Annotated in this window: 12 protein-coding genes; 4 read left to right on the plus strand and 8 right to left on the minus strand. The window is 35.6% G+C overall.

The window, feature by feature from the left end:
• Positions 1 to 89 precede the first annotated feature (89 nt).
• A complete protein-coding gene (locus KBF89_01855; GenBank protein ID MBP9115072.1) occupies positions 90 to 1,358 on the plus strand; it encodes a geranylgeranyl reductase family protein in 1,269 nt (422 codons plus the stop codon).
• Between the two features lie 22 nt (positions 1,359 to 1,380).
• Here KBF89_01855 and KBF89_01860 read toward each other — a convergent pair whose 3' ends face one another.
• Positions 1,381 to 1,776 (minus strand): hypothetical protein, encoded by a 396-nt coding sequence (locus KBF89_01860; protein MBP9115073.1) that lies wholly within the window; start codon positions 1,774 to 1,776, stop codon positions 1,381 to 1,383.
• Between the two features lie 175 nt (positions 1,777 to 1,951).
• Here KBF89_01860 and KBF89_01865 point away from each other — a divergent pair, with 175 nt between their 5' ends.
• Together KBF89_01865 and KBF89_01870 are read left to right on the plus strand one after the other, a co-directional pair.
• On the plus strand, positions 1,952 to 2,347 hold the full coding sequence (locus tag KBF89_01865) for a hypothetical protein (protein MBP9115074.1): 396 nt from the start codon (positions 1,952 to 1,954) through the stop codon (positions 2,345 to 2,347).
• 50 nt (positions 2,348 to 2,397) lie between these two features.
• Complete coding sequence (locus KBF89_01870; GenBank protein ID MBP9115075.1) at positions 2,398 to 4,077, plus strand: hypothetical protein; 1,680 nt, start codon at positions 2,398 to 2,400, stop codon at positions 4,075 to 4,077.
• A 5-nt stretch (positions 4,078 to 4,082) separates the two neighbouring features.
• On the opposite strand, the gene hemB is transcribed toward KBF89_01870, so the two are convergent.
• The 6 genes from hemB to KBF89_01900 form a co-directional block, all read right to left on the minus strand.
• Positions 4,083 to 5,066, minus strand: coding sequence for a porphobilinogen synthase (gene hemB / locus KBF89_01875; protein MBP9115076.1), 984 nt, complete (start codon positions 5,064 to 5,066; stop codon positions 4,083 to 4,085).
• Positions 5,067 to 5,173: 107 nt separating this feature from the next.
• Positions 5,174 to 5,794 carry a methyltransferase gene (locus KBF89_01880; protein MBP9115077.1) on the minus strand — a complete coding sequence of 207 codons (621 nt, stop codon included), beginning with the start codon at positions 5,792 to 5,794 and terminating at the stop codon, positions 5,174 to 5,176.
• Positions 5,787 to 7,244 carry a uroporphyrinogen-III C-methyltransferase gene (gene cobA, locus KBF89_01885; GenBank protein ID MBP9115078.1) on the minus strand — a complete coding sequence of 486 codons (1,458 nt, stop codon included), beginning with the start codon at positions 7,242 to 7,244 and terminating at the stop codon, positions 5,787 to 5,789. The genes KBF89_01880 and cobA overlap by 8 nt, the downstream gene beginning before the upstream one ends.
• Positions 7,245 to 8,135: a hydroxymethylbilane synthase gene (hemC, locus tag KBF89_01890; GenBank protein ID MBP9115079.1), complete on the minus strand. Its 891-nt coding sequence runs from the start codon at positions 8,133 to 8,135 to the stop codon at positions 7,245 to 7,247.
• Positions 8,132 to 8,809, minus strand: a complete 678-nt coding sequence (locus KBF89_01895) for a bifunctional precorrin-2 dehydrogenase/sirohydrochlorin ferrochelatase (protein ID MBP9115080.1) — start codon at positions 8,807 to 8,809, stop codon at positions 8,132 to 8,134. The genes hemC and KBF89_01895 overlap by 4 nt, the downstream gene beginning before the upstream one ends.
• Before the next feature lie 93 nt (positions 8,810 to 8,902).
• The gene (locus tag KBF89_01900) at positions 8,903 to 10,441 is read right to left on the minus strand and encodes an AMP-binding protein (protein ID MBP9115081.1); all 1,539 of its coding nucleotides are present in this window, start codon (positions 10,439 to 10,441) and stop codon (positions 8,903 to 8,905) included.
• 167 nt (positions 10,442 to 10,608) lie between these two features.
• On the opposite strand from KBF89_01900, the gene KBF89_01905 reads away from it, so the two are divergent.
• Entirely contained in the window at positions 10,609 to 11,358 is a 750-nt protein-coding gene (locus KBF89_01905; GenBank protein MBP9115082.1) for a CAP domain-containing protein, read from the plus strand.
• A gap of 201 nt (positions 11,359 to 11,559) precedes the next feature.
• Here KBF89_01905 and KBF89_01910 read toward each other — a convergent pair.
• Positions 11,560 to 12,319, minus strand: a 760-nt coding sequence (locus tag KBF89_01910) for a hypothetical protein (protein MBP9115083.1), incomplete at its 5' end; no start/stop codon positions are given.

Raw genomic sequence — 12,319 nt, forward strand, 5'->3', positions numbered from 1 at the left:
TCTATAATTTATTAAATACTTCTATAACTGATTTTGTAGGCTATTAGATTAAAATTATGTCATCTATTTAATTAATCTGAAGTTTATGTGTGAATATGTTGAATGAAAATAATTTTGATGTAGTAGTTGTAGGTGCTGGGCCAAGTGGGTCAGCCTCTGCTTATTGGCTTGCTTTAAGTGGCTATAAAGTAGCGTTGGTTGAAAAGAAAACTTTCCCCAGAGAAAAGACCTGTGGTGATGGTTTAACACCTAGAGCTGTATATCAATTACAAAATATGGGTTTAAGCGAAGAGTTGGCTAAATTTCATAAATTTGATGGTTTGAGAACAATAGCTTTCGGAAGAACATTAGAAATGAAATGGCCAAAACACAACGTTTTACCTGACTATGGCTATATTGCTAGAAGAAAGAATCTTGATGAATTGGTTTGTAACCAAGCAATAAAGCAAGGCGCTAAGATGTTTATGGGTTTTGAGGCATTAGAACCCGACATAGACCCCACATCTGGCAAAATAATCAATGTACACATAAAGGATAAATCAGGTGAGATCCTTTCTCTCGCTACTAAATATGTTGTTGTTTGCGAAGGCTCAACACCTAGATTTGGGCGATATCTCGGATTAATAAGGGATAAAACCTACCCAATGGGAATGGCTATACGCGGCTATTTTAAATCCAGTATGCATGATGACCCCTGGATAGAGAGCCATTTAGACCTAGTTGATGATAATGGTGACTTTATGCCCGGATACGGATGGGTATTCCCTGTAGGTGATGGGACTATCAATGTTGGAGTTGGGCTATTATCTACATTTAAAGGGTATAAAAAAATTAATACAACTAATTTATACGAACAATTCTGTAAAATTGCACCATCATATTGGGAAATATCCCCAGAGACATCGTGCGGTGATCCAACAGGCGGAAAACTGCCTACTGGTGGATCAAATGGACCAAAAGTAGGACCCAATTGGGTAATTGCAGGCGATAGTGCGGGACTTGTTAATCCTTTCAATGGTGAAGGTATTGCATACGGTTATGAAACAGGCGAAATGGCTGCTCAAGCTGTGATTCAAGCATTAAAAAATGATGATCCATCTGAACTAATACAATATAGTAACGATTTAACCTTGAAATTTGGCCAGTATTACAAATTTGCGAGATTATTTGTTAAGTATATTGGGAACCCTAGGGTTATGCGTGAACTAGTAAGAGCAGGAATGCACTCAAAACCATTGATGGAAGCAACTTTACGCATAATGGCAAATATTATGAGAGAAGACGATAAAGCATTTGCTGAGCATGCATACGGTGTATTAAAAAGTATCGTTGCCAGAAAAGACTACGAAATTAAGTGATTAGTCATTATCACATAAAACTCTATAACGCAAGAAACTTTCTAACTCGCATATTTAAGAGTTCAAAACGATCAATTGTTTTCCGGCTATCATTAAGTGTTCCCCGATCTCGTATTTCATAAGTTCGAACAGACGAACCTAGCGGAAACTGTTGCCAAGTTAAATCTATATGTAAAAGTTTACCTCCAACATTTAAGACATTCCAAAAATGTATCTCGATTTTCTCTGTATTCCAAACTTGTCCTTGTACTATCTCAGTTTCGGGGAAGAAAGATTGAACTACTCGAGAAGTTGGATAGCATTGACCCAGTGCAGGGTTACCAAGCACTGATACTTGCTCATAAGATGTATCGACATTCCAAGATGCTTCTAATGCTTCTTTTAAGTGAAGCATATCTAAATCTGATGAAAGTTTCATAGGTATATTGTATCTTAGTTTTAATTTCTCATTTTTAGATTATAGCGTTACCCAAAAATACTTTAAAAGCAACGAGGACGGGTACAAAATTTGAACTAATCTAATATTCTTGAGATTTAAACCGAATAAACATTTTCGACACACTGTACTAGCAGTAGGTTCAGTAGGAATTTTATTGAGTAGCTTTTTTAGCTGGGTTTCAATTCTTGGGAAAGAATACAACTTATTTGAATTAGGGAAATTTATTGGAACTTGGAGTAGATACGAGAGTTTGAAATTTCTTCAAATCATCGGCATTGCCTATTTTGCCATTCCAATATTTGCATGTCTCATATTGATGACACTTATATTTCGTAAATCATCACGAATAATCGCATTTATTGGAGGATTCTATTCATTGGTACTCACTGGGGCATTACTAATGCCAATATCACCATATGGACTGCCAGAAATTAATGAATCGCCTGGCATATATTTAGCGTTTGTATCTTCATTAATAATATTTATTGGTTCTATATTTTCAAAGATAGCCTACGAAGAAATAGGATATAATACATCAGACCCAATATAGCAACACAAGTATTATTTAAATAACACAAATTAATATATGAAAGATTGATTATGAATGATGAAATAGATAACACGTATCCAAGTGTGCCGGAATTTGCTGCAAATACTTCTAATACAAATCCCCGAAAGAATTATAAAAAATTAATACTTATTCTTATCGCTATTTTCGGTGTAGCCGTATTAACAGGTGTAAGCGTGTTTGCATATAATACACTTACAGGTTCATCTAGTGGCGCAGATACTCCAGAAGGTGTTCTAACAAATGTATCAAATGCATTCGCTGATAAAGATCTAACCGCTGTTTTATCTGCTGGCGATCCTAACGAAATTGAACCTTTTATAGAAAATCTTTCACTCTTCACAAAGGAAGCTGAAAAATCTGGGTCAATTAAGAATGCGAAAAATCCTCTTGAGGCTTATAGTATAAAGTTTTCAAATATGAAAACACAAACATATAAATATTCCGATACTGTTGCAAGAGTTGAACTTATTAACGGAGAAATAGTTACTAAGGTTGATAAGTCTAAATTGCCAAAAGGTTCTTCTGCTTCGATTAAATCGGAGACTATAAATATCGAAAAGTCAAATAAAGATTATATAGAAACTTTAAAAGACTTTAACGAAGATTTTGAAATTAATAAATTAGAATCAAAACATATTTTTTATATTGCTGTCAAGCGCGGGGACCAATGGTATGTTTCTAGTTTATATACGGCAACTGAATACGTGAGAATGTATTTTAAATCTATTGGCGAAGATATAGATGCGCCAAGCTTTGATGAAAAAGACCGAGTAGGAAATGGTGCACCGGATTCGAATACAGCAGTTAAGAATTTTCTAGATGCTATCGTTGGTTATAATCCAAGTGAAATGATAAATGCAACAGCACCAGACCGATTTTCAATTGGATATGATTATAAAAAAACATTACTAAAACTTCAAAAAGATAATAAAGACAATCAATACCTAAAAATTGCAGAGGATGCAGTCACAATAACAGACTTAAAAACTACTGCAGAACCAAATGGTAAAGAACGTGAGTTTAATAAAATTGATAATGTCAAAGTTAAGCTAAAATATAATATTGACGTTAAAAAAGGTGAAGAATCAGATTATATATACTTTCCTTATGCTACCAATGTTAAGGCTTCATGGGATGGAAGATGTTATGCATATTCTGGTGAGATAAAAAATTTCGAGGAAGTAATTTTAGATGATAATTCGATGAGAACTTATGATGATGATGATGCACCATATACTGATGCAGAAGGTATTGTATATCAAGATACTTTCGATATTTATAACGCTACATATCCTATAGTTAGTAAAAATGGACGTATCTATCCAGATTCAGATTCTTTATATTTCGGGACATATCGCCCATTGCCCTGGAAAGATTCAGAGGGAAACATTATTTTTGATGCGCAAGGAAATAAGGTTGTTAGCCCATCAGGAGATTATGAGGCAGATGAGCAAGAGAATTACCCTTGGAAAGATTCTTCTGGAATTGAAATATACGATAGTAAGGGCTCTGAATCGTATACAAAACCAGATTACACATATGTAAAAAATAGCGATAATATAGACGACAAAAATTGTTATTCTAAAAAAGACTTAAAGGATTTGCCTGATTTCGGATTTGTAACTATTAAAGAAAAAAGTAAATATTATGTAAGCCCAATTGACACAATATGGTATTACGTAATTTGGGGTGTACAAAATTCAAAATAATTTATCTAAGAAAGCCTTGATGCTACTTCTTTAGCTAAGTAGGTGAGGATTAAATCAGCACCTGCACGCTTTATTGAAGTCAAATGTTCTAAGGCAACCATATCGCCATCTATCCATCCATTTTGGGCAGCAGCTTTTAGCATCGCGTATTCTCCACTGACGTGATATGCAGCAATAGGTTGGGAGAAATTATCGCGAATAGTTTTTATAACATCTAAATAAGACAGTGCAGGTTTGACCATAACAATATCTGCACCTTCTATTATATCTAGTTCGACTTCTAACAGTGCCTCTCTAATATTTGGATATTGCATCTGATAACTACGCCTATCACCAAAACTTGGCGCGCATTCACCAGCGTCTCGAAAAGGACCGTATTCAGCTGACGCATATTTAGCCGAATAAGCCATGATAGGAATATCTTTATAACCATTTTCGTCAAGTGCGCTGCGAATAGCACCAACTTGTCCATCCATCATGCCACTAGGTGCAATTATATCTGCACCTGCATCTGCTTGAGATACTGCAATAGATGCATATCGAATAAGTGTTGCATCGTTGTCAACTGTTCCGTCTGACTGAATCACTCCACAGTGGCCATGCGAAGTAAATTCATCCATACAATCATCAGTTATAACAACAAGTTCATCCCCGTGTTCATCTTTTAGCATTTTCACTGCTTGTTGAACTATTCCATTTGAACTATCTCCACTAGAACCTATTTCATCTTTATGTGCTGGAATCCCAAATAGTATTACAGAGTTAACTCCGGCATTTATTGTTTCGTTAACTTCTTTGCGTAATGACTCAAGTGTATTTTGGTATATGCCAGGCATCGATTTTATTTCTTGCGCATCGCTAATACCTTCTTTAACAAAAAGTGGTGAAATCAAATCTTGAGGATTTAATGTAGTTTCTGCAAGCATTTTTCTTAATGCTGGCGTTTTTCTAAGTCTTCTAGGTCGATGGGTAGGGTAAGGCATATAAATAGGTTACGCGTTCCAATATGGATTAAGCAAAATCACCCGACTGATTGATAAACTCAAATTGATAATTCTATAAATTCTTTGGATAACTAGGCTTGTAAGGACAGGCCCTACACGCTTGGAATGCACTTTAAGATACGGAAGCCTTTTTTTGAAGCTACTCTTGTTACATCTAGCCCGCATTGTGATTCTAAAAATCTAACGCATGAATCGGCACCTAAATGCTTGGCCATAACAATCCACATCTGACCATCGCTAGTCAATCTATTTGACCATATCTTCAATAGATCATATAAGGCTTTCTTACCTATCCTTATAGGCGGATTAGAGATAATTAAATCAAATTTTGATTTTTGTTCTAACTCACTTGGCACAATAATGCTTAGTCGTGAATCATCAACATTTTTCTTATAATTAAAATCACATAAAGTTTGCGCTCGTAAATTTGGTTCAATACCTAATAGTTGAGCATCTATATATTTTTTCGCCAAAAAAATAATTATAGGACCATAACCACAGCCTACATCAGCAATAGAATTTGGATTTCCTATATAATTATCATTAAATTCTTTTAACAAAACTTCAGTGGCTTTATCTAGCGAGCCTCTTGAAAAAACTCCTCTATCTGATTTAAATTCAAAATTTATTCCACAAATATTTTTTTCAAACGATACAGGCTTAGATTCAACATTTGGATCTTCATCAAAATATTGACCTATATAATCAGCCATTAGACACACTTTCTAAAATAGCTTTTACAACACCATCAATGTCTGAAATAGCAGCCTCGATAGTAGGCGATAAATCATTTTCTTTCAAAGTGTTTGTAGTTATAGGACCTATCGAAATTAATATTGGTATTTTTTTGATTTGATTTTTGCCGAACAATTTTATGGCATTAGTGACAGTTGATGAACTTGTGAAAGTTATAATATCAGCATTTTCTATCTGTCTCTTCATCTCCGAATCCGGTGGCTCCGAAATATTTCTATAAACAGATATATTCGAAAAACCATAGCCCTTATTTTTCAATTCGACTTCAATAGTATCTCTTACTGATTCAGCACGAAAACAAATTATATTCTCTTTATTTTCTATATTTGGAAACAGTGCTGCTAACTCTTCACCATTAAAATTTCCTGGAACAATATCAGCGATGATCCCATATTCTTTTAGAGCATTCGATGTTGATTTACCAACAGCACATATTTTGGTATTTGCAAAATACCGAACGTCTTTTACATTTTTAAAAAGTGCGCTCATAGTGTGATGCACACCATTGGTTGAGGTAAAGATGACATAGTTAATATCATTTAACGATGGAAAATCAAAAGTTAAATGTTCTATAGATATTACTGGTGCTTCAATAATGTTTGCACCTAGAATCTGTAATTGTTGCGCTAGTTTAGAATTTTGCTCGCGAGCACGCGTTATTGCGATATTTTTACCAAACAGAGGTTTGTTTTCAAACCAAGAAAAATCTAAGCCGGCAACATCTCCAATGACCATCACACTCGGAGATTTTGCATCTACTGTCCCTAATTGTGAAAGGACACACCGTATGGTTTCTTGATTTGGCCTAGTTGCATTTCGCACTATTGCTACTGGGGTATCTTCAGCTTTACCTCCATCAATTAATGCATTGGCAATAAAAGCTCTATTTGCTATTCCCATTAAAACAACAATTGTTCCATCTATTGATGCAAGTTCTTTCCAACGAACTTGCTCTTCATTTTTTGTTGGATCTTCATGACCTGTTACGACTGTAAAATTTGTTGAGACCCCTCTATGAGTTACTGGAATTCCGGCATAAGCTGGACCAGCAATAGAAGAGGAAATACCTGGTACGATTTCAAAATCAATATTGTTATCAATCAATATTTGCGCTTCTTCGCCACCACGCCCAAATACGAATGGATCGCCACCTTTAAGACGTACAATATTTTCATAACTAGCACTTAGCTCCACAAGTTTATTATTTGTTTCATCCTGGGTTAAATCAACATTTCCTGGACCTTTACCTGCTGATATTTTCAAAGCATTAGGATTTGCAAAATTTACAATTCGTTTATCAGCTAGACGATCATAAACCAATGCATCACAATTTTTTAATAATTCAAAAGCTCGAAGTGTTAACAGTCCAGGATCCCCAGGACCAGATCCAACTAAATATACAGTCATTTATACAACCAATTCCATTAACTCAGCGCCGCCACGATTATCTAATAATTCACGTGCAACATTAATACCTAATTGCTCTGGATCTCCACCAGTGGATTCAACAAAAATTGATTGTCGGCCGTTATAATCTGAAAGCATTGCACGCAACCATAATGTATTTGAATCCATTGGAATGCAATATGCCGCACATGGAATAGAGCAACCACCACCCAATACTCTTAAAAAACTTCTTTCAGCCATTACGCATCTGTAGGAATCATAATCATTTATTTCATTTGTAATATCAATCGCATAATTATCATCATTACGAACTTCAATTGCTAAAGCACCTTGACCAACTTGAGGGAGCATGACATCAATATCGAATATTTCACTAATGCCAGGTTCTATACTTAACCTTTGCAATGCGACATTGGCCAGAACAATGGCATCAAAATCTTTGGCTTTTGAAATCCTCTTTTCAATATTTCCCCTAAGTTCACCAAATTGTAAATCTGGTCTTAAAATTGAAAGTTGCGCTCTTCTACGCTGTGCACCTGTACCGATTTTGGCGCCATAAGGTAAATCATTGAAAGTAGATCCAATTAAAATATCTCGGACATCTCCACGTAAGGGAATCGAACTTAACTTTAAGCCAGATGGGGTAAGAGTCATAAGATCTTTGGCACTGTGAACAGCTATATCTGCAGAATTATTAAGTACAGCATTTTGTATCTCTTTTGCAAATACGCCAACACCCCCTAATTCAAAAATAGGAGTATCCTTTTTATCATCACCTGATGTAGAAATTTCTATAATTTCATATTCACGATTTAACATTTTGCCAACTGTGTTAGCCTGCCAAAGCGCCAATTGAGAACGTCGCGAGGCAATGCGAATAGGTTTCGTCATTCGCTTTTCGCCTCTGTAACTTTTGAAATTACGCTACGAACAACTTGTCGAACTTCTTCAGATTTTCCTTCTTTAATCAATTCAACAACGCCTGTAGCAAACATTTCACTCCAGTCTATATCCTCACTAGAAAAACCATTACTACGCAAAAGTTCTCTTTCTTCACTCAGGATTTTCATTAAATCTTGGTACTCTGGGCCCATTTCACCTTGTACGTGTTGTCTTAACCATTTAGCTAATGCTGGCGATTTTCCTGCACTTGAAATTGCAACTGTAATATCTCCTTGTCGAACTGTCGCCATTAAAATTGTTGAACAGTTATTAGGATCATCAGCAGAGTTACAAAAAATATTTTTAGATTCACAAACTTCAAAAACTTTGGAATTAACTTCTGATTTTTCAGTCGCAGTAGTAACGTAATAAGCATTGTCTAAATCGGATTCTATAAATTCACGAACATGAACTTTTAATAAGTTCTTTTTTTCCCATTCGAATACTTCTTCACTGACTATCGGAGCAATAACAGTAATATTTTTAGCACCAGAATTCAGAAGTCCTTCAATTTTTCTTGTAGCAATATTACCTGCTCCAACCACAACTACTTTTCGATCAGCCAACAATAAAACTACTGGCAAACCGTGCAAGTCTGGACGTTGATCGATTGCAGTATTCATGATCTATAGGCTAATGAAAGGAGTATTTAAATTTCGAATAGAGCCAAAAATTAGAGTATATTTTAAAGATAGCTTTAAGTGATTTAACTATATCTACAAAGTTGAATCGTAATCCAAATTCATTAATGCACCTCTTAGCGACTTACGTAAAGGTTTCCTTCTTGAAGTCGCTGAAATGTTTTGTGTAAAAATTATTTTAGAAGGAATTTTATACCTAGCAAGTTGACTTTTACAGAATTCGCGTATCTGTATCTCAGATTTTCTATCCTCTCGAATTTTATTCACATCCATCTCTATGCTTCGATTTTTAGCGCTATCACTAACTAGTTCAATATAGGCAATAACGCATTCACCAGTGACATCACTATTATCCCCAACCACAATCGAAGCATTTACTAACTCAGATTTATTTAATACTTCTTCAACTTCGCTAGGAAGTACAGAAAAACCATCTACAACTATTACGTCACTTGAGCGTTCCAATAATATTATCGATCCTTCTTCATCACGCATTCCGATATCTCCAGTAAATAACCAGCCGTTTGAATCTAAGACTTTTGCAGTTGAATTACTATCTGAATAGTATCCTTTAAAAATATTTGTCCCTCTTACAACAATCTGACCTACATCATTATCAGGTGCTTTATTGCCAGTTGAATCTCTTATATCAATTTCAATACCTTCTAATACTTGACCTATATCGCCTTCACATTTTGGCGCCATTTGAAAACTAATCATCGGGCTTGCCTCTGTTAATCCATAACCTTCCCCGATATCAGCACCAAATTTATTTTTGAAAGCTGTTCTTGTTGAAGAATCAAGAATCGAACCTCCGCTTATAAATAACCTTACTTTTATCATTGAATCAATTGTTACTGCTCTTGTATTAACAAAGACATCAAATAATGCTGGTACTGCAGGTAGGATTGTAACTTTATTATGAGAAATTAGCGAACTTAATTCTATAGCATCAAAAGTTCTTGCAATTATCAAAGTTGCTCCTGCTTTTAAAGCTAAGCCTGCAACGACATGTAACCCAAAAATATGATACATAGGGAGAACGGCTAAAACTATATCCTTAGATGTTACATTTATTAATTCGTTTTTATTAGCTTGATCTAAATTCGATCTTAAGGATCCGTGAGTTAGCATAGCTGGACGAGGTGGTGAATTTGGTGGTGATGACATTAACATTACAGCAATATCATCATCATTTTTTACTACAACTTCAATTGGAGAGTGTTTAAGAAATTCTCTCCATCTAACTGAATTAAACTCAATCAAAGGTATTTTTTCAGAGGTCTTTGGCGAAACATAGTTTTCAGAAGCACAAATGATTAGATTCGGTTTTACTAATCCAATATCTCGAGCACGTTCAGCGTCTGTTGCGTGGGGGTCCATTGGTATACAGATTGCACCTATACACAATATTGCTAAATACGAAATCATAAATTCCGCTGAATTATTAGCAATCAATACAACATGATCATTTTCTTTAACGAGGTTTGCAGATAATAATGCTCCAGCCATATTTTTTGACTGGTGTGTCAATTTCTCATATGTATATCGATCTTTACCGTCAACTAGGGCAGTATTTTTCGATTCGTTCAAAAAAAGTTCAACTAAATTCATATATTATTAACATCTTATTACTTTTATCTACATATCTGGGCTAAATGATTGATTATTCAATAAATATCTAATTCGCGTGATTCGTCATGTACTTTTAACTACATCGAATAAAAAATATATATGTCGAAAAGCTCAAGTATCATACGGAATAGGTCGAATAGTACATTATGCTTAAAGAGTTTTGTGGCCAAAATAAGAAGATATTCCTTAGCGGAATAATCATTGCATCGACATGCTTTACACAGATGCCTTCATCTGCCTTTGCGTCAACAAACACGGTGAATAAACATAATATAGTTGCAGTAAAATCTGGTCTTAAATTTGGTAATATTAATACAGTAGCAGAGCAAGATTTCTTAAATAAAACAAATGCACTTAGAGCTTCACTTGGAATAGGACCACTGAAAATTAATTCTGAACTGCTTTCAAAAGCTAGGAATTGGAGTCAGACTCAAGCAGATGCCGGAACGATATTTCACTCAACTTTAACTGACGGTGTTACACAAAACTGGCAGAGCCTTGGCGAAAATGTTGGTATGGGTCCAGATGTTTTATCAATACATAATGCTCTTGTTGCATCACCTCGACATTATCAGAATCTTGTTGATTCACGATTCACAGATATTGGCATTGGTGTGATTTCACAAAATGGGACAATTTATGTATCCCAAGTTTTTATGCAGTTTATGCCTGTACAAGCATCTCCACCACCTGCGCCGACACCACCAACAACTACTTTGACTGCTGCAAATAGTACTGGGAAGAAATCTGTAGGTAGTGCACAATCAATAACTCCGCCAGCATCACAAACAACTGCGCCCCTTGCTACACCACCAGTTGCTGAAGCGGCATCGTTTAAAACTGCATCACAAGAGTTGGTAGATGTAGTTGCAAAATTACATGATCTAGAACAATAACACTTGTAAGTTAGTAGATCTTACACACAATATTTTATTAATAATGTCGAATGAGAATATTGCTTTAAAGATGGAAAAAGAATTTAGCTAAGCCTGCCCCAAAAATAAGTAGCATTAGTATTGCCAATGAAAGTGTTACCCAAGATCGCATACAAATATAGTAGTGATTAAAGTTAGATCTATAAGAATTAATCTGAGTTGTTATTGATGAGCTGGACTAAATGGGTCTTCACTATTATCTTGTGCAGCAGTGTCATCATCAATCTTGAAAAGATCGAACACATTTCCACTAGGTATTTGATCAACTGGTTGAGAAGGTTCCGGGGCCTTTGACTGAGCTTCATCAGCTTGTTGTTGAAATGTCTCCTCTGGATGAATAACAGGTTCTTGTGTTACTACATAAGGCGTTACAGGTTGTGCCACTGATGGTATCGATGCAGAGTTTTCGTTATGGAAAACAGCAGGATTTGGCGATACTGAACCAGAATTATTTTGATTATCAAGATGATCAAATTGCTTATATTGTTCTTGCGGCACTATAGGTACTTCTGCTTTAGGGTCAATACGAGCTGTTGATTGCTCTTGAGAAATATGTGGTTCTAATGTTTCAAATTGCTTAAAAGCAGGATTCTGAATCACTTGTGTAGGTGATGGTTCTTGATGTGCTTTATATAGTGGTTCTTGAGGAACGGTCATTGGCTTCACTTGTCCAGATATTGGATTCTCTGGTTGTGGTGCAAGTTTTGGTTCTTGAAAAAATGCTTGTTCAGTCTGAGGTTGAGGCTTTATTTGCTCATTTTTAACCTGTGGCTCACTAGGAATAATTTGTTCTGGTAATGGTGCTGGGCTCTGGGCTACTGGTAATGGTTGTATAGGTGCTGGCGATTGAGGAGCTACAGGTGGCGCAACAGGAGCCGGAGATTGAGGAGCCACAGGAGCCGGAGATTGAGGAGCCACAGGA

The sequence above is a fragment of the Acidimicrobiia bacterium genome (assembly GCA_018057765.1).
In the GTDB taxonomy this organism is placed as follows: Bacteria; Actinomycetota; Acidimicrobiia; order IMCC26256; family JAGPDB01; genus JAGPDB01.

Excerpts from the sequence above, each read along its gene's own strand:
- hemC (MBP9115079.1), bottom strand. The coding sequence starts at position 8,135 with ATGACGAAACCTATTCGCATTGCCTCGCGACGTTCTCAATTGGCGCTT.
- KBF89_01860 (MBP9115073.1), bottom strand. The coding sequence starts at position 1,776 with ATGAAACTTTCATCAGATTTAGATATGCTTCACTTAAAAGAAGCATTA.
- cobA (MBP9115078.1), bottom strand. The coding sequence starts at position 7,244 with ATGACTGTATATTTAGTTGGATCTGGTCCTGGGGATCCTGGACTGTTA.
- KBF89_01880 (MBP9115077.1), bottom strand. The coding sequence starts at position 5,794 with ATGGCTGATTATATAGGTCAATATTTTGATGAAGATCCAAATGTTGAA.
- KBF89_01895 (MBP9115080.1), bottom strand. The coding sequence starts at position 8,809 with ATGAATACTGCAATCGATCAACGTCCAGACTTGCACGGTTTGCCAGTA.
- KBF89_01900 (MBP9115081.1), bottom strand. The coding sequence starts at position 10,441 with ATGAATTTAGTTGAACTTTTTTTGAACGAATCGAAAAATACTGCCCTA.
- KBF89_01905 (MBP9115082.1), top strand. The coding sequence starts at position 10,609 with ATGCTTAAAGAGTTTTGTGGCCAAAATAAGAAGATATTCCTTAGCGGA.
- KBF89_01870 (MBP9115075.1), top strand. The coding sequence starts at position 2,398 with ATGAATGATGAAATAGATAACACGTATCCAAGTGTGCCGGAATTTGCT.